Origin of the sequence: Streptosporangium brasiliense (assembly GCF_030811595.1) — a bacterium.
Lineage (GTDB): Bacteria > Actinomycetota > Actinomycetes > Streptosporangiales > Streptosporangiaceae > Streptosporangium > Streptosporangium brasiliense.
Genome location: NZ_JAUSRB010000001.1, coordinates 872,525 through 890,034, shown reverse-complemented (window position 1 = coordinate 890,034; position 17,510 = coordinate 872,525). Strand labels below are relative to the sequence as shown.

General features: G+C 74.8%; 16 protein-coding genes. 2 read left to right on the top strand and 14 right to left on the bottom strand.

Annotated elements, in window-relative coordinates; all coding sequences use genetic code 11:
* Nucleotides 1–117: 117 nt before the first annotated feature.
* From J2S55_RS03905 to J2S55_RS03885, 5 genes are all read right to left on the bottom strand, one after another.
* On the bottom strand, nt 118–1,338 hold the full coding sequence (locus tag J2S55_RS03905; RefSeq protein ID WP_306857333.1) for an ABC transporter substrate-binding protein: 1,221 nt from the start codon (nt 1,336–1,338) through the stop codon (nt 118–120).
* Between the two features lie 76 nt (nt 1,339–1,414).
* The gene (locus J2S55_RS03900; RefSeq protein WP_306857332.1) at nt 1,415–2,350 is read right to left on the bottom strand and encodes an ABC transporter permease; all 936 of its coding nucleotides are present in this window, start codon (nt 2,348–2,350) and stop codon (nt 1,415–1,417) included.
* Entirely contained in the window at nt 2,347–3,393 is a 1,047-nt protein-coding gene (locus J2S55_RS03895) for an ABC transporter permease (RefSeq protein ID WP_306857331.1), read from the bottom strand. Before J2S55_RS03895 ends, J2S55_RS03900 begins: the two co-directional genes overlap by 4 nt.
* Entirely contained in the window at nt 3,390–4,823 is a 1,434-nt protein-coding gene (locus J2S55_RS03890; protein WP_306858554.1) for a sugar ABC transporter ATP-binding protein, read from the bottom strand. The genes J2S55_RS03895 and J2S55_RS03890 overlap by 4 nt, the downstream gene beginning before the upstream one ends.
* A gap of 8 nt (nt 4,824–4,831) precedes the next feature.
* Nucleotides 4,832–5,941, bottom strand: a complete 1,110-nt coding sequence (locus J2S55_RS03885) for a Gfo/Idh/MocA family protein (protein ID WP_370879587.1) — start codon at nt 5,939–5,941, stop codon at nt 4,832–4,834.
* Nucleotides 5,942–6,069: 128 nt separating this feature from the next.
* On the opposite strand from J2S55_RS03885, the gene J2S55_RS03880 reads away from it, so the two are divergent.
* Together J2S55_RS03880 and J2S55_RS03875 are read left to right on the top strand one after the other, a co-directional pair.
* Nucleotides 6,070–7,251, top strand: coding sequence for an ROK family protein (locus tag J2S55_RS03880; protein WP_306857329.1), 1,182 nt, complete (start codon nt 6,070–6,072; stop codon nt 7,249–7,251).
* Between the two features lie 18 nt (nt 7,252–7,269).
* Nucleotides 7,270–7,764, top strand: a complete 495-nt coding sequence (locus tag J2S55_RS03875; RefSeq protein ID WP_306857328.1) for a GNAT family N-acetyltransferase — start codon at nt 7,270–7,272, stop codon at nt 7,762–7,764.
* A gap of 63 nt (nt 7,765–7,827) precedes the next feature.
* Here J2S55_RS03875 and J2S55_RS03870 read toward each other — a convergent pair whose 3' ends face one another.
* The 9 genes from J2S55_RS03870 to J2S55_RS03830 are packed head-to-tail and all read right to left on the bottom strand — an operon-like array spanning nt 7,828 to nt 17,408.
* Nucleotides 7,828–8,793 carry a UDP-glucuronic acid decarboxylase family protein gene (locus J2S55_RS03870; RefSeq protein WP_306857326.1) on the bottom strand — a complete coding sequence of 322 codons (966 nt, stop codon included), beginning with the start codon at nt 8,791–8,793 and terminating at the stop codon, nt 7,828–7,830.
* Nucleotides 8,790–9,884, bottom strand: coding sequence for a glycosyltransferase family 9 protein (locus J2S55_RS03865; RefSeq protein WP_306857324.1), 1,095 nt, complete (start codon nt 9,882–9,884; stop codon nt 8,790–8,792). Before J2S55_RS03865 ends, J2S55_RS03870 begins: the two co-directional genes overlap by 4 nt.
* 58 nt (nt 9,885–9,942) lie before the next feature.
* Entirely contained in the window at nt 9,943–10,623 is a 681-nt protein-coding gene (locus tag J2S55_RS03860; protein ID WP_306857322.1) for an SDR family oxidoreductase, read from the bottom strand.
* 16 nt (nt 10,624–10,639) lie between these two features.
* The gene (locus tag J2S55_RS03855) at nt 10,640–11,998 is read right to left on the bottom strand and encodes a PfkB family carbohydrate kinase (RefSeq protein ID WP_306857320.1); all 1,359 of its coding nucleotides are present in this window, start codon (nt 11,996–11,998) and stop codon (nt 10,640–10,642) included.
* A complete protein-coding gene (locus J2S55_RS03850; RefSeq protein WP_306857318.1) occupies nt 11,995–12,546 on the bottom strand; it encodes a D-sedoheptulose-7-phosphate isomerase in 552 nt (183 codons plus the stop codon). Before J2S55_RS03850 ends, J2S55_RS03855 begins: the two co-directional genes overlap by 4 nt.
* A gap of 2 nt (nt 12,547–12,548) precedes the next feature.
* Nucleotides 12,549–13,742 (bottom strand): glycosyltransferase, encoded by a 1,194-nt coding sequence (locus tag J2S55_RS03845; RefSeq protein ID WP_306857317.1) that lies wholly within the window; start codon nt 13,740–13,742, stop codon nt 12,549–12,551.
* Nucleotides 13,739–14,815: a glycosyltransferase family 9 protein gene (locus tag J2S55_RS03840; RefSeq protein ID WP_306857316.1), complete on the bottom strand. Its 1,077-nt coding sequence runs from the start codon at nt 14,813–14,815 to the stop codon at nt 13,739–13,741. Before J2S55_RS03840 ends, J2S55_RS03845 begins: the two co-directional genes overlap by 4 nt.
* Nucleotides 14,812–15,780, bottom strand: a complete 969-nt coding sequence (locus J2S55_RS03835) for a glycosyltransferase family 2 protein (RefSeq protein WP_306857315.1) — start codon at nt 15,778–15,780, stop codon at nt 14,812–14,814. Before J2S55_RS03835 ends, J2S55_RS03840 begins: the two co-directional genes overlap by 4 nt.
* Complete coding sequence (locus J2S55_RS03830) at nt 15,777–17,408, bottom strand: carbamoyltransferase family protein (RefSeq protein ID WP_306857313.1); 1,632 nt, start codon at nt 17,406–17,408, stop codon at nt 15,777–15,779. Before J2S55_RS03830 ends, J2S55_RS03835 begins: the two co-directional genes overlap by 4 nt.
* Between the last annotated feature and the right edge of the window lie 102 nt (nt 17,409–17,510).

The following is a 17,510-nucleotide window of genomic DNA, read 5'->3' as shown; positions in this document are numbered from 1 at the left end:
CGTCGCGAACGCCATCGTGAACGCTCCTCGCGAACGCCGTCGCGAACGCCGTCGGGCGGCGCCCGCCCGGCCCCTGTGCCCGGCGGGCGCCGCCGTCCTCGCCCCGGCGGACCGGCCCTACTTGCCGCCCCACTTGGCGGGGAAGCCGGGCAGGTCCTCGCAGCCGCACAGCGCGTAGTGCAGCGGCGGCATGTCGGGCCGCAGGTAGGTGGCCAGGCTCTCGGAAGTGATCTTGGGCTGGGGGAGCTTCCACGTCTTGGGCACCTCCTCACCCTTGAGGATCTTCAGGGCGGCGATCACCGGGGTGCGCCACTGGTAGGTGGGGTAGGTGGGCGCGACGGCGGTGAGACCACTGTCCTTCCACTTCTGCAGGAAGTCCTGCTGGTCCTCCCCGACGATCGGCGGCACCTGCCGGCCGGCGTCCTCGAACGCCTCGACCGCCGCCACGGCGGTCGCGCCCGCGTCCATCCAGACGCCGTCGATCTTGCCGTGGCGCTGGATGTAGTCGCTCACGATGCTCTTGGTCTTGGCCGCGTCGCCGTCGGTGAACTCCACCCCGACCACGTCGAGCTCGCTCTTGTCGAAGGCCACCTTGGCCGCCGACCAGCGCGTCTCCAGGACGTCCACACCCGGCAGGATCCGCAGCGCCAGGACCTTCCCTCCGGCGGGGACCTTCTCCACCAGGAACTCCGCGCCGTCGGCCCCGAAGGCGTAGCCGCCGATCGGGTTGATGAACGTCACCGGGCAGTCGGTGTCCACACCGCGGTCGAAGACGATCACCGGAAGCTTCGGGCAGGCGGCCGTCACCGCGGGGGTCAGCGTCGCGGTCGTGTTGGGCGAGACGATCAGCGCGTCACACCCCTTGCCGGTCAGCTCCGCGATGTCGGAGATCTGCTTGTCGTCCTTGCCCTCGGCGTCGAGCGCGGTGAACTCGGTGATCTCCTTGTGCAGGGCGACCTCGGCCTGCATGGTCTTCCAGCCCACCTGCCGCCACGGGTTGTTGACCGCGGCGTTGGAGAAGCAGAGGTGGTAGGGGCCGTCCTTCTTGTATTCGCCGGTGTCCGCCTTCTCGCCCGGGGCGACGGCCTGCTCCCACGGCCTGCCCGCCGGCCCCTCCGGGGTCTGGGCGCGCATGCCGAGCTGGGCGTCGTAGTCGGCCTGGACGAAGAACTTCGACTGCTCGCCCGTCCCGGAGGACGTGGCGGCGGCCGGAGCCGTCGTCGAGGCCGCCGAGGCGGTGGGGGCGGCCGTGCCCGCCACCGGCCGGTCGCTGGCGCAGCCGGCGGCCAGCAGCATCGCGGAGACGCCCGCGGTGAGGGCCGCTACAGACCTATTCAAATCAGGTCTCCTTCTTTTCCTGTGGGGGGTGCCTTCTGTTGGGAAGGGGTTCGGAGGGAGCTTGGAGGGAGCGCCCTCAGACGCGCGCCGCGCGCCGGAACGGGAGCCGTACGGTCCCCATCGCGACGGCGGCGATGATCACGCCCTGGACCGCGTACTCCAGGGCCCCCGAGACGCCGTGCAGGTTGAGCAGGGTGAAGAGCGCCTCAAGCGTGAACGCCCCGGCCATGGCCGCGACCACGGACCCGCGTCCGCCGCCGAGCGCCACGCCGCCGAGCACGACGGCGGTGATCGCCTGGAACTCCAGCCCCTGTCCGACCTGGGCGGAGACCCCGGCGAAGCCGCCCAGCAGGATGCCGGCGACGGCCGCCGCCAGCCCGGAGACGACGAAGGCGAGGACGCGGGTCCGCCCGACCCGGACCCCCGACAGCCCCGCGGCGCGCTCGTTGTCGCCGGTGGCGATGAGCCGCTTGCCGAAGTCGGAGCGCATGAGCAGGATCGCCGCCGCGCCCGCCACCAGGAGGACGAGGACCGACCAGGGCACCGGCCCGAGGTCCTTGCGGCCGAACATCCTGAACGTCTCCGACAGCGCTCCGCGCGGGGCGCCGCCGGTCCACAGGAACACCGCTCCGGACAGCACGAGCATCATGCCCAGGGTGGTGATGAACGACGGCACCCGGAGCCCGGTGGTGATCACGCCGTTGACCAGGCCGACCAGCAGCCCCAGCGCGACCAACAGGGCCAGCACCGGCCAGGTGGCCGGCTCGCTCCCGTCGATCAGGCGGGCGGCCACCACCACCTGCACGGTGACCAGCGACCCGACCGACAGGTCGAACTCCCCGGAGACGATCACGAAATACTGCCCCGCCGCGAGGATGACCAGCGGCGCGGCCCGTTTGAGGAAGGCGAGGAACCCGGCGGGCTCCAGGAAGAAGGGGTTGGCCACCGCGATCAGCGCCAGCAGCACGGCCAGCACGAGGAAGATCGGTCCCATGGACCTGAGGGCTCTCATCGGGATCGCCTCCTGGCGGTACGGCGGGCGTACACGGCCACCGCGGCGACGATCACCACGCCGCGCACCACGTCCTTGACGAACGCGTTGACCTCGAGCTGGTTGAAGACGCTGTCGAGCACGGCCAGCAGCAGCACCCCGCCGACCGTCCCGGGGATCCCGCCCCGGCCTCCGGCCAGGGCCGTGCCGCCGAGGACCACCGCGGCGATCGACTCCAGGTCGTAGCCGCCGTCGGTGCCGACCGTCGGCGCCCCCGCGCCGAGCCGGCCGGCCAGCAGCAGCCCGGCGATCCCCGCGCACACCGAGCAGAGGACATGGGTGGCGACGATGACCCTGCCGGTCCGCACCCCGGACAGCCGGGCCACCTCCTCGTCCCCGCCCACCGCGTAGATCCGGTACCCGAGCCGCGTACGGCGGAGCAGGAACCACGCCGCGACCGCGACGCCCGCCCAGAGCAGCGCCGAGACCGGGACCGGCCCGAGCCGGTCGTAGCCGAGCCGCTGGAAGGACTCCGGCACGCTGCCCGCCGGCCCGTCGTAGAGGTGGTCCACGACCCCCCTGATGATCAGTGCGGTGCCGAGCGTCGCGATGAAGGCGTGCACGTGGAGCCGGGTGATGATCAGCCCGTTGGCCAGGCCGGCCAGCGCGCTCACCGCGAGCACCGCCGCGACGCCCGGGACGATCCCGCCGTCCTGGCCCGCCATGACCTCCGCCGCGACGAGCGAGGTGAGGCTGATCAGATACGCCACCGACAGGTCCAGCGACCCCACCAGGATCGCCAGGGTCTGCCCCACCGCGACGATGCCCAGCGCGGCCGAGCGCTGCTGGATCCCGACGACGGTCTCCAGCGTGAGGAAGTTCCCCCCGTCGACCGCCACCAGCAGCCAGCCGACGAGCATGACCCCGGCCAGGGCCAGGTAGATGACCTGTGTCGAGCCGATGCGGCCGGCCAGGGCGGCCCGCCCGCGCGGGCCGGCGGCGGGGGCGGCGGTCTCCGGCGCCGCCAGGGGCCGGGCGGGCCGGAGCCCGTTCTGTCCGGTCACGGCGACACCTCACCGGCGGCCAGGCGCATGACTGTCTCCTCTGAGGAGCCGGATGGGAGCTCTCCGGCGATGCGCCCGTCGCGCATCACGACGACGCGGTCGCTCATGCCGATCAGCTCGGGGAGTTCGGAAGAGATCATCATGATGGCCATGCCGTCCCGGGCCAGGTCGCGCATCAGGTCGTAGATCGCGGCCTTGGCCCCCACGTCGACCCCGCGCGTGGGCTCGTCGAAGAGCAGGACCTGCGGCGCCACGGTCATCCACTTGGCCAGCACGACCTTCTGCTGGTTGCCGCCCGAGAGGTAGCGGACCTCCTGTTCGGGGCGGGGCGGCCGCAGCCGCACGGCCTCCAGGAGCCGCCTGACGTCGTCGCGGCCGCCGCGCCGTACCGAGCGGGAGACCAGCAGGGCGTTGTCGCGCACCGACTGGCGCAGCGCGAGCCCCTCGGCCTTGCGGTCCTCGGTCACCAGCCCGATCCCGGCCGCCACGGCCTGGCGCACCGACGTGGGCCGCAGCGGGCTCATCTCGCCGCGCGTGAACGGCTCGGCTCCGAACAGCGCCTTGGCCAGCTCCGTCCGGCCCGCCCCCTGCAGCCCGGCCACCCCCAGGATCTGCCCGGCGCGCAGGTCGAGGTCGATCCCGTCGAGCACGGCGTTGCCGCCGCCGCGCACGCTGAGCCGCACCTCGCCGGCCCGGCCGTCGCGGGGCGGGAAGTGGGCGCCGAGGTCGCGGCCGACCATCAGCCGGACCAGCTCGTCGGAGGTGACCTCGGCGGTCCGCACGGTCTTGACCAGGGCGCCGTCCTTCAGCACGGTCACCCGCGCGGCCAGGTCGAACACCTCGCGCAGCCGGTGGGAGATGTAGAGGACGGCGATCCCCCGCTCCCGCAGCCGCGCGACGAGCCGGTAGAGCAGCTCCACCTCGTGGTCGGCCAGCGCCGCGGTCGGCTCGTCCATCACGATGATCCGGGCGTCCTGGGAGAGCGCCTTGACGATCTCCACGACCTGCTGCTGGGCGACGGACAGGTGGCGGACCAGGTCACGGGGGCTGAAGGAGGTCTCGCCGAGCTCCTCCAGCAGCCGCGCGGTGGCGGCCTCCATCACGGCCCGGTCGACCAGCCCCCGCCGGACGGGCTCGCGGCCGAGGAAGACGTTCTCGGCGACGCCGCGCTCGGGCAGCAGGTTGAACTCCTGGTAGATGATCGCCACCCCGGCGCGCTGCGCGTCGACGGGGTGGGCGAAGGAGACCGGGACGCCGTCGATCTCGACACCACCCTCGTCCGGCGCGTGGACCCCGGCGAGGATCTTCATCAGCGTGGACTTGCCGGCGCCGTTCTCGCCGACGACCGCGTGCACCTCTCCGGCGGCGGCCTCCAGGTCCACCCCGCTCAGCACCCGCACGCCGAGGAAGCTCTTGGCGATGCCGCGCATCCTGAGGATCACGTCTCGTCCACCTCCACCCACCGGCCGGTCCCGGCGGAGGCCAGTACGGCGTCGCAGACGCGGGCGGCGCGGGCGCCGTCGGCGAAGGTGGGCAGGCCCTCGCGGTGCTCGCCCCGGATCACCGCGTAGGTGTCGCCGACGAACGCCTCGAAGCAGTCGTGGTATCCCTGGGCGTGGCCGGCCGGCAGGGTGGCGTACCGCGCGGCCCCGGCCGACAGCGCGGCCGGGTCGCGCATCAGCAGCCGCGAGCCGTCACGCCGCCCGGACCACAGGAGTTCGGGCTGCTCCTGGTCGAAGGCCAGGCCGGCCTCCGACCCCGAGATCTCCAGCAGGAGCCGGTTCTTCCTGCCGGGCGCCACCTGGCTGGTCGTCACGGTCCCCAGCGCCCCGGAGACCGTGCGGAACTGGACCGTGGCCACGTCCTCGGTCAGCACCGGGCGGTTCATCACGCGCTCGGGCACCACCACGGCCGTCTGCGCCGAGACCGCGGCGATGCGGTCACCGGAGACGAACTCGGCCAGGTCGCACCAGTGGGAGCCGATGTCGGCGAAGACCCGCGACGGGCCGCCGCGCTCGGGGTCCACCCGCCAGTTGTCGTCCTCCGGGGCCAGCAGCCAGTCCTGCAGGTAGCTGCCGTGGATCAGGCTGATCCGGCCCACCGCGCCCGAGGCCACCCGGTGGCGGGCCTCGCGGACCATCGGATGGAAGCGGTAGACGAAGGGGACGGCCGTCACCCGTCCCGCCTCCACCGCCCGCGCGGCCATCATCGTGGCCGTCCCGCCGTCGGTGGCCAGCGGCTTCTCGCAGACGACGTGCTTGCCGGCGTCCAGGGCCTTCAACGCCAGGGACGCGTGCAGGTGGTTGGGGGTGCAGATGTGGACGACGTCGACGTCGGCCGAGGCGATCAGCTCCTCGGCCGAGCCGAATGCCCGCTCGGCCCCCAGACCGGCCCCGGCCTGGGCGGTCCTCTCCCGGCCCGACCCCACGGCACCGACGATCCGGGCCCCGGCGAGCCTCGCCGAGCGTGCGTGGACCGTGCCCATGAAACCGGTTCCGATGACGCCCACCCGGACCTGATCCGCTGGTAACCGTCCGATTTCCTCCATATTGCGGGATGTTAAAGGGAGCTTATGGCGACAGTCAAGCAAAAGTTGGCGGGCTTTGGGCATAATGGAGCTATGAAGGAACGTAAGTCGCTTTGACGTGGTGCAAACGAGGAGTGTTGACTGTGCGCATGCTGAGTGAAGCGAACGGTTCAATCGCCGGCGCGGGGGCGCTTCTGAAGATCCTGCGTGACGGTCAGGCCCGGACCCGGGCGGAGTTGGTGCAGCTGACCGGGCTGGCACGGTCCACCCTCGGGCAGCGGCTCGACGCGCTGCTGAGCCAGCAGTGGATCATCCCGACCGAGGAGGCCATCTCCTCGGGAGGCCGTCCCGCCGTCGCCTTCACCTTCAACCGCGGCGCCCGCGTCGCCCTCGCCGCCGACCTCGGGGCCACCCACGCCCGGGTGGCGATCACCGACCTGGGCACCGAGGTCCTCGCCGAGCGCGCGGACGAGGTGCCGATAGACCGCGGCCCCGTCGAGACGCTCACCTGGCTCCAGCGCACCTTCGAGGAGATGCTCGCCGAGACAGGCCACACCCCGGAGCAGGTCTGCGGCATCGGCGTCGGCCTGCCCGGCCCGGTCGAGCACAGCTCGGGCCGGCCGGTCAATCCGCCGATAATGCCGGGCTGGGACGGCTTCCCCGTCCCCGAGTGGCTCGGCGAGCGTTTCGGCGCCCCCGTGCTCGTCGACAACGACGTGAACATCATGGCCCTGGGCGAGCACTGGGCCGCCCGCCCCGGCGCCGACCACCTCATCTTCGTCAAGATCGGCACCGGCATCGGCTGCGGCATCATCAGCGGCCGCCACCTGCACCGGGGCGCCCAGGGCGCGGCCGGCGACATCGGCCACATCCAGGTGGCCTCGGCCTCCGACACCGTCTGCCGCTGCGGCAACCTCGGCTGCCTGGAGGCCGTCGCCAGCGGCGCCGCCATGTCCGCCCGCCTGTCGGCCGGCGGCGTGGAGGCCGCCGGCAGCCGCGACGTGGTCCGCCTGGTGCGCAGCGGCAACACCCAGGCCGTCCAGCTCATCCGCCAGGCCGGCCGCGAGGTCGGCGACGTCCTCGCCTCGATCGTGAACTTCTTCAACCCGTCGGTGATCGTGGTCGGCGGCGACATCGCGGAGGCCGGCGAGCAGGTCCTCGCCGGCCTCCGCGAGGTCATCTACAGCCGCTCCCTGCCCCTGGCCACCCAGCACCTGACGATCACCGCCAGCGAGCTCGGCGACCGCGCGGGCGTGATCGGCGCGGCCGTCATGGTCATCGAACACGTCCTGGCCCCCGGCACCGTCGACCGGTCCGTCATCCGCGCCTGACCGTGGCACACTGACCCGGTGACGGAGACCGGACCGATCAGGACCCCCCGGCTGACGCTGGAGCCGCTGGCGGTGGAGCACGCCGCCCAGATGGCCGAGGCGCTCGCCGACCCGGCCCTGCACACCTTCATCGGGGGCTCCCCCGCGACCGCCGGGGAGCTGCGCGACCGTTACGCCCGCATGGTGGCCGGCCCGCCGCCCGGCGGTGACGACGCCTGGCTCAACTGGGTGATCCGTCTCGACGGCGAGGAGGGCCCGGTCGGCTACGTCCAGGCCACCCTGACCGCCGGCCGGGCCTACGTGGCCTGGGTCGTCGGCACCCCCTGGCAGGGCAGGGGCGTCGCCGTCGAGGCCGCGCTCGCCCTCCTCGCCTGGCTCAGGGAGCGCGGCGTGCAGACCGTCGTCGCGACCATCCATCCCGACCACGCCGCCTCCTCCGCCGTGGCCCGCCGCATCGGCCTGGTCCCGACCGACGCCCGGGTGGACGGCGAGGTCGTCTGGCGGTCGGAGTAGGGCGGCCACGGGCCACGCGGCGGCGGCCACGGGCCACGCGGCCCGGAGCGGGACTCGGGCCGCCTAGCGGCGGACCAGCTTCTCCGGTTCGCGCAGCTCGTCCATGAACCAGGAGATGGTGCGGCTCAGCCCGTCGACGATGTCCACCTTCGGCGCCCAGCCCAGCCGGGAGGAGGCCAGCGAGGTGTCGGGGCGCCGGATCTCCGGGTCGTCGGTGGGGCGGTCGACGAAGTGGATCGGCGAGTCCGAGCCGGCCAGCCGGCGGACCGTCTCGGCGAGGGAGAGCATGGACAGCTCCGCCGGGTTGCCGATGTTGACCGGGCCCTCGAAGTCGCTGTCGGCCAGGGCGAGGATGCCCTCGACCGTGTCGTCCACGTAGCAGATGGACCGGGTCTGCGTGCCGTCGCCGGTCACGGTGATCGGCTCACCGCGCAGGGCCTGGCGGATGAAGGTGGGGATGGCCCGGCCGTCGTGGGGCCGCATCCTCGGGCCATAGGTGTTGAAGATCCGCACGATCGCGGTGTCGGCCCGGTGGGAGTTGCGGTAGGCCGTGGTCAGCGACTCGGCGAAGCGCTTGGCCTCGTCGTACACGCTCCGCGGCCCCACCGGGTTGACGTTGCCCCAGTAGGTCTCCCGCTGCGGGTGCTCCAGCGGGTCGCCGTACACCTCGCTGGTGGAGGCCAGCACGAAGCGGGCGTCCTTCTCCCTGGCCAGCCCGAGGGCGTGCAGCGTGCCGATGCTGCCCACCTTGAGCGTCTCTATCGGATGGCGCAGGTAGTCGGCGGGAGAGGCCGCCGAGGCGAAGTGGAGCACCAGGTCCACGTCGCCGGGGACGTGGACGAACCCCGTGAGGTCACACTCGACCAGCCGGAAGGCGGCCCGGCCGATCAGGTGCTCGACGTTGCGGGGCGAGCCGGTCAGGAAGTTGTCCATGCAGACCACCCCCGCCCCCTCGGCGAGCAGGCGCTCGCACAGGTAGGACCCGAGGAAACCGGCTCCGCCGGTCACCACCACCCGTCGCGTGTTCATCGGACGCTTACCTCCAGCAGATTGACGGCGGCGTCGAGGACCTCCAGGACACCGATCTCCAGCAGGCCCTCATCGGGCAGGTCCCCGTGGGGGTCGCCGGAGCGCCCCGCCCACAGGGCCACGTGCGGTCCGTGGGGCGGCCCCCACAGTGCGGGCGAGACGGGCCCGAACAGCACCACGGAGGGGGTGGCGAACGCGCTCGCGAGGTGGGCCACGCCGGTGTCGCCGCAGATGACCAGCCGGGCCCCGGCCACCAGCGCGGCCAGCTCGCGCAGGCAGGTGCGGCCGGCGAGCACGCACGCCTCCGGCAGCCGGGCGAGGGAGGCCACCCGCTCGGCGAGCACCCGCTCACCGGCGTTCCCGGTGATCACCACTCCGTGGCCGGCCTGCCGCAGCGCGACGGCCACCAGGGCGAACCGCTCCGGCGGCCAGCGCCTGGCCGGATCGGCCGCTCCCGGATGGACGACGACCGGCCCCGGCCGTCCGGAAGCGGACCTTCCCATCCTTCCCATCCGTCCGGACGCGGACCTCCCCGGCCGTCCGGACGCGGGCTCCCCCGGCCCCGCCTCCCCCGGGCCGGCCACGACCGGCTCGGGCTCCCACGACGGTACGGCCTCCCGCGCCGGGTCGGCCGCTCCCAGGCAGGTGGTCACCGGCGCGCTCCCCCAGGACAGGGGGAGTTCCAGCCTCAGGTCGGCCGGATCGGCCGCGACGCCGTACCAGCCGAGCAGGTCGCACCAGCGCCGGACCTCGTGCGCGTCGCCCCGCCAGGACGGCCCCCTCGTGTCCGGGAAGTCCGGGTGCGCGTGGGTGAGCAGCCGTCCCGGGCCGGCACGGCGCAGCGCGGCGATGCTCTGTGGCCCTCTGCCGTGCAGGTTGACCGCGATGTCGGCGGACACGCCGGACGGGAGCGGCCCCGGCCCCGACACGTCGAGCAGCCCGTCCACCGCGCCGATCAGCGGCACCAGGGGCGCCAGCGAGGCGGGCGCGGCCAGCACGATCCGGTGGCCGGGACAGGCCCGCCGCAGGGCGCGCAGGGCGGGGACCGCGGTGAGCAGGTCACCGAGGCCGAGACCGCGCAGCACGATCACGGCCGGCGCTCCCCCGTCCGCCGCCCGTCCGCCCGCGGTCATGCCGGTCCCCGGCCCGTCACGGCCATGACGTCTCCGTGGACGGGCAGACGACCAGTTCCCTGACCTCGCAGCCCGCGGGCTGGCCGAGGGCGAAGACGACGGTCGCGGCCACGTCCTCCGGCTGGTTGAGCCGGGCGTCGGGGCCCGGCCGGTAACGCTCGTCGCGATCGTCGAAGAAGCGCGTGTTCATGCCCCCGGGGACCAGCAGCGTCACCCCCACCTCCCCCGCCAGTTCGGCGGCCAGGGCCCGGGTGAACCCGACCACCGCGAACTTGGAGGCGCAGTAGGCCGTCGCGTCGCTCAGCGCCCGCAGGCCGAGGGTGGAGGCGCAGGTGACCACCCTGCCCCGGGAGGCGAGCAGGTACGGCAGGGCCGCGCGGACCACCGAGACGGTGCCGAGCAGGTTGACCTGCACGACCCGGTCCCAGGCGGCGGCGGGGACGTCGGAGAGCCGCCCGCAGGCGTCGATGCCGGCGGCGGTCACGACGCCGTCGAGCCCGCCGGCCAGGCCGGCCAGCTCGGTCACCGCCCGCTCGGCCCGCGCGCGGTCGGCGAGGTCGGCGATGACGTGGTCGCCGCCGTCCTCGGGCGGGTCGACGTCGACGACCAGCGGACGGCCCCCCGCCTTGGCCACGGCCACGGCCACGGCCCGGCCCAGCCCCGACGCGCCGCCGGTGATCAGGATGTTTCCCAGCATGGACGTTCCTCCTCGGTCACCTGGCCGCCCTCGCGGCGGCGATCAGGCCGGTCGTGGACCGGCCGGACACGCGGGGCAGGATCACGCTCTCCCCGCCCGTCCGGCGTACGGTCTCGGTCTCGGGCAGGTCGAGGGCCTCGTAGTCGCCGCCCTTGACCCACACGTCGGGCCGCAGCCGTTCGATCATCGCGACGGGGGTGTCCTCGTCGAAGACGGCCACGGCGTCCACGCACTCCAGCGCGCGCAGCACCTCGACCCGGTCCAGCTCACCGACCACGGGGCGGCCGGGACCCTTGAGGCGCCGGACGGAGCCGTCGGAGTTGACGCAGACGATCAGCGCGTCGCCCATCGCCCTGGCCCGGCGCAGCAGGCTGACGTGGCCGGCGTGCAGCAGGTCGAAGCAGCCCCCGGTGGCGATGAGCCGGCCCCCGGTGGCGCGGACGGCGTCGGCCACCTCCAGCGCGGTGCGCGGCCGGTCCCCGGGCACGGGCGCGGGCAGCCGGACCGCCGCCGCTCCCCCGCCCTCCACGAAGCGGGCCGCCTCCCCCACCCCCATCACGACGGCGTCCTCGATGGACGCGCCCTCGCTCAGCGCGAACGCGGCGGCCCCGGCGAAGCGGTCGCCGGCGCCGCAGGCGTCCAGGCCGGTCGCGCAGACCGGCGGCGGCACCCGGACGGACCGGCCGTCCCGCCGGGCCAGCACGGCCCCTCGGGCGCCCACCGTGACGGCCACCGCCTCCGCGCGCAGGACGCGGACGAGATGGCGGGCGGCCCGGTCGGCGGAGGTGCCGGGCTGCGCGCTCAGCAGCCGGGCCTCGGACTCGCTCGGCGTGAGCAGCGTGCATCCGGGCACCGGCACCAGGCCCCGCGGATGCGGATCCCAGACCAGCGGCGCCGGCAGGCTCGACAGCGCGCCCCTGGCGGCCTCGGCGACCCCGAGGCCGTAGTCGGACACCAGGACGGCGCCGGCGCCCCGCAGGAGGGTGGCGATCCGGCGGGCGCGGGCCCCGTCCAGGTCCGCCTCGGCGCGGCCGTCACCGGTGTCGATCCGCAGCAGCGTCTGCCCCCGGGCCCGGACGCGGGTCTTGGTGATCGTGGTCCCCAGCAGCGGCAGCCGGACCACCTCCACCCGGCCGGAGAGCAGGCCCAGCAGGCACCTGCCGGGCAGGTCGTCGCCGACGGCGGTGACCAGGATCACCTCGGCCCCGTTCTCGGCCGCCAGGACCGCCGCGAGACCGGCTCCGCCGGGGCGGCGGTGCTCGTGGCCGCCTGTCACGACGGGGACGGGGGCGTCCGGGCAGAGGCGCTCGGCGTCCCCCTCGACGTCCACGTCGAGCAGCATGTCGCCGATGACCACGACCGGCCCGGCGCTCACCCCGGGGCTCCCTCGATCGCGTCGCAGAGCATGTGGATCACGGCGAGGTGCACCTCCTGCACGGTCGCGGCGTCCTCGGCCGGCACGGCCAGGGCGTCGTCGCAGAGCGCGGCGAGCGGGTTGGGCGCCGGGCCGGTCAGCGCCCAGGCCACGATGCCGGCCCGCCGGGCGGTGCGCGCGGCGGCCAGGACGTTCTCGCTCGCCCCGCTGGTGGACAGGCACATCAGGACGTCGCCGGGTCTGCCGTGCGCCCGCACCTGGCGGGCGAACACCTCCTCCGGCCCGAAGTCGTTGGAGATCGCGGTGATGCTGGAGGTGTCGGCGTGCAGCGGGATCGCCGCATAGGGGGGCCGGTCGACGCGGAAGCGCCCGACCAGCTCGGCGGTCAGGTGCTGGGCCTCGGCGGCGGAGCCGCCGTTCCCGCAGGCCAGCAGCCGGCCGCCGGCCGCCAGCACGGCCGCCAGCTCACGGCCCCACACGGAGATCGTCGCCGTGTCGGCGCTCACCGCCGACAGCGCGGCGCTCAGTCGTGACAGATGTGGGTGCACGGTCAGCCTCCCGCCACAGCGATCCGGGCCCGGCGCGCGGCGAGCACGTCCAGGTAGACGGCCTCGGTGCGGGCGGCCACCTCCGGCCAGCCGTACCTCGTCCGCACGCGCCGCGCACCGGCCGCCGCGAGCGACGCCCGCAGGTCCGGACGGCTCAGCAGCTCCCGCAGGGCCCGGGTCAGGGCGTGCGGGCGGCGCGGCGGCACCAGCACCCCGCACCCCGCGACCGTGTCGAGGTGGCCGCCGACCGCGGAGGCGATCACGGGCACCCCGCAGGCCATCGCCTCCACCGGGACCATGCCGAACGGTTCGTACCAGGGGACCGTCACCAGGACGTCGGCCGAGCGCATCAGCGCCGGGACCTCGGCACGGCCGACGCTGCCGAGCAGGTGGACCCGGTCCGACAGGCCGTATCCGTCGGCCAGGCGGGCCAGCCGTACGCTCTCCTCGTCCGCCGGCGCCCCTCCGGCGATCAGCAGCTCGGCCTCCGGCAGGTGGCGCAGGGCCCGCACGACGGTGTCCACGCCCTTGCGGGGGACCAGGCGGCCGATGCTGAGGACGCGCGGCCCCGGCCCGCGAGGGGCGACCGGCCCGTCCGGCCGGAAGATGCCGAGATCGACCCCGCACGGCACGACGGCGATCCGCTCGGCGGCGATCCCCATCCGCAGGAGCTCGCCGACCTCGTCACGGCAGGTGGCCACGACGGCGCCGGCCCGGCGCCCGATGCCGGCCTCGGCGGCGATCCGCCCGGGCGGGCTGGTGTCGGCCGCGCCCTGCCAGCGCCGCTTGACCGTGCCCAGGGCGTGGAAGGTCTGCACGACCGGGACGCCGAGCCCCCGCGCGGCCGTCAGCGCGGCCAAGCCGCTCATCCAGAAATGGGCGTGGACCACGTCGGGCGGCCTGCCCGCCCACTGCCTGGCGAGATGCGCGCCGAAGGCCGTCATGTACGGCAGGAGCTCGTCCTTGGGGAGCGCGGTGGGAGGGCCGGCGGGAACATGCTCGACGGTCAGGCCGGGGCCGGCGGGGACCCTGTCGGGCTGGCCGGCGTCCGTGCGGCGGGTGTGGACGGTGACCTCGTGCCCCCGCTCGGCCAGTGCGGCCGCCAGGGCCGCGACGTGGACGTTCTGCCCGCCCGCGTCGACGCCGCCGACCGCTGCCAGGGGACTCGCGTGCTCCGATATCAAGGCGATCCTCAATGGACGACCTCCTTCACGGACGCCAGGTGGTTGACGGCCTCGACGACGCGGGCAACCGGCACGGACGACAGGCAGGGATGGCCGGGGACCGGGCACACCCGGGCCCGGCTGCCCCGGCACGGGGCGTCCTGGTCGCCGAGCAGCACGGCGGGCACGCCATACGGCGCCCAGCGGGCGGCCGGGACCACGGGGGCGAAGAGGCTGACCACGGGGGTGCCGACGGCCGCGGCGAGGTGCGCCGGGCCGGTGTTGGCCACGACCACCACGCTCGCCCCGGCGAGCACCGCGGCGAGCTCGGCGAAGGTGGTCCGCCCGCCCAGGTCGGCGACGGACTCCCAGACGTGGCCGCCGTCGACGACCTCCGGAGCGGGCCGGCCGCCGGCCACCCGCGCGGTGAGCGCGCGCTCGCCCGGGCCGCCGGTCACCATGACCCGCCAGCCCGCGCGGACGAGGTCGTGGACCGTCCTCGTCCAGTTCTCCGCCGGCCATGCCCTGGCCGGGGCGGAGACCCCCGGGTGCACGACCACGTAGCCGGGCGGCCCCGTCAGGTGCCCGACCTCGGGCAGCGGGCGCCGCACGGCGAGCGCTCCGGCGTCGCCGGGTGGCAGCTCGAACCCCGCGGCTCTGGCCAGCCCGAGCATGCGCTCCGCCTCCGGCACGTCCACGTCCTCGTCGACGACGTGCCGCACGTCGAGCAGCGAGCCGGGGTAGTCGGCGCAGATCGCGGCGATCCGCGGCGTCCCCGCCAGCCTCAGCAGCAGGGCCATCGGCAGCGGCGACTGGTGGAAGGAGGTGAGGACCAGCGCGAGCTCGGGCGCCGCCTCCTGGACGGCCCGCATCAGCCGCAGGGCGTGCGGGCCGGTCATGGGCGGAGGGCTGGGGTCGATCCACGGCGTCCGCCACTCCACCACCCTGGACACGCCGGGCAGCAGCTCGGCGGCCGCACGGCCGTGCGGCCCGGCCAGCAGCACGACCTGCCTGGCCCCCTCGGCGACCGCGCGGACGGCGGGCCCGGCCAGCAGGACGTCGCCCGCGCTGTCCGGGCGCACGACGAGGACGGTGCCGGCGGTCATCTCCGGACCCGCACTTCTCCCGCGAGGCGGCGCGCGCAGGCCACCGGCGGGATGACCACGCTCGTGACCATCATCCTCCGGATCTCCTCTCTCGTGCGCGGTCCCGGTGCGATGCGGGCCCAGGCGAACTCGGCCGTGAGCAGCGCCCACGCCGCTCCGGCCGCGGCGGCCGCCCGGCCCGGCCGCACCGCCCACAGCACGGCCGCGAGCGCGCCGAGCCCGGTGACCAGGGCGTGCCTGCGCAGCCGGCCGGGCGCGCCGCCGATGGCGGCCCGCCAGCCGGGGCCGTGCACGCGGCGCATGAGCGCGTCGTCGGCGTTGCCGCGCTGCAAGCGGACGCTGGCCCACGGGCCGTCGTCGCGGAACGGGTGCCGGGTGACCCGCCCGCCTCTGACCAATCGGTATCCGGCCGCGAACATCCGCAGCGCGAGGTCGGCGTCCTCCCGGTAGGCGCGGGGGAAGCGCTCGTCGAAACCGCCCGTCCGCTCCAGCGCGGTGCGCCGGTAGGCCATGTCGGCGGTGATCCAGCGGGCCTCCGCCAGCCCCGAGGTGTTCCGCTCCGCGTCGGTGAGCCTCCGGCCGGCCGGCAGCGGCACCTCGATGCGCCCCTGACTCCCGGCCACCTCCTCGGGCAGCCCGGCCAGGTCGGCGCGGAGGGCCTCCGCCCAGCCGGGCTGGGGCACCACGTCGTCGTCCAGGAAGGCGATCCACGGCGTCCGCGCGGCCCGCCACCCGGCGTTGCGGGCGGCGGCCGGCCCCCGCCCGCCGGTGCGGAGCACCCGGATCCGGCCGCCCGCCGGCCCCTCGCCGCCAAGAGCCCGCGCGACCCGCGCGCCGGAGGCGGCGCGGGCCCCACCGCGCCCCGGACGGTCGTCGACCACGATGACCTCCAGCGCCGGGTCCAGCGCGGCGAGGACGGTGTCGAGGCCGGGACGGCCGATCGTGGGGATCACCACGGTGATCATGAGGCGTACCTGCGGATCAGGTAGGGCCCCAGGGTCAGCACGTCGACCGGCGCGGAGCCGAAGCACTCCAGGGCGTCGCGGGGGTCGTCGACCATGGGCCGTCCCGCCGTGTTCAGGCTGGTGTTGACCACCACCGGCACCCCGGTGCGCGCCTCGAACTCCGCCAGCATCCGGGCCAGCAGCGGTTCGGCCACCCGGTCCACGGTCTGGACCCGGGCCGTGCCGTCGACGTGCACGACGGCCGGGATGCGGTCGCGCCAGGCGGGCCGCACGTCGTGCACGAAGAGCATGTAGGGGCTGGGGATCGGGCCCCTTTCGAAGATCTCCTCAGCCCGTTCGGCGAGCACCATCGGGGCGATCGGGCGGAACTGCTCGCGGCCCTTGACGGCGTTCAGCCGTTCGGTGTTGGCGGCCCGCCCGGGGTGGGCCAGCAGCGAGCGGCGGCCGAGCGCGCGCGGGCCGTACTCGCTGCGGCCCTGGAACCAGGCCACGATGCGGTCGGCGGCGAGGTCCGCCGCCACCGCGGCGGCCAGGTCGGCGGGGCGCTCGTACGGCACGCGCGCCGCCTCGAGCCACGCGGCCAGCTCCCCGTCGCTCCAGCTCCGGCCGAGGTCGGCCCCCGGCATCGGCGCGGCCGGCTCGCCGAAGGTCCGTGCCAGGTGCAGCGCCCCGCCGAGCGCGGTGCCCGCGTCGCCCGCCGCGGGCTGCACCCAGAGCCGCTCGAAGGGCCCCTCGGCCAGCAGCCGCGTGTTGGCGACGCAGTTGAGCGCCACGCCCCCGGCCATGGTCAGGGACCGGTCGCCGGTACGCCCGTGCAGCCACCTGGCGAGGTCGAGCAGCACCTCCTCCAGCCGTGTCTGGACACTCGCCGCGAGGTCGGCGTGCTCCTCGGTCCAGGGCTCGCCCCTGCCCAGCGCCTTGGCGTAGCCGCTCCAGTCGACCGGCTCGACCCGGAAGCCGCCGTCATCGGTGGGGTAGATCAGCTCGCGCAGCTCTCCCAGGTGGCGCGGCTCTCCGTAGGAGGCCAGGGCCATGACCTTGTACTCGTCGCTGGAGCGCAGGAACCCCAGGTGCTCGGTGACCTCCTCGTACATCAGCCCGAGCGAGTGCGGCAGCTCCTGGGCGGCCAGCACGGTCAACTCTCCGTCCCGGTAGTGCCCGGCCAGGTGCGAGACCGCCTCTCCCCGCCCGTCGCAGACCAGCACCGCCGAGTCCCGGTACGGCGCGGCCAGGCCCGCCGAGGCCGCGTGCGCGACGTGGTGGGGCACGTAGCGGACCTGGGCGGAGTCCAGCCCCGGAAGGGCGGTGGCCAGGAAGGCCGGGGCCCGGCGGGCGTAGGTGGTGCGCAGGTCCTCCCAGCCCTCGTCGAGGCCCTGCAGGCCGGGGCGCACCAGGTCAGGGTCGTAGGAGTAGGCGACGGCGTCGAGATCCTCCGGGCGCAGACCGGCCCGCTCCAGGCACCAGGCGGCGGCGCGCTCGGGCAGTTCCCAGGCGGAGAAGGGGACCGGACGCTTGCCGTGCTTGCGGCGGCTGAACCGCTCCTCCTCCGCGGCCGCGACGACTTCTCCGTCGACCACCAGCGCCGCCGCGGGGTCATGGAAGATCGCGTTTATCCCGAGAAATCTCATGGATTCGCCTCTCGTGTGTAACTGGTTAACTACCGAGAGAAGCGATTCTCAAAACAAAAGAACGGGGAAAAGTCCTGGTAAGAGACCTGCATATCGTCATAT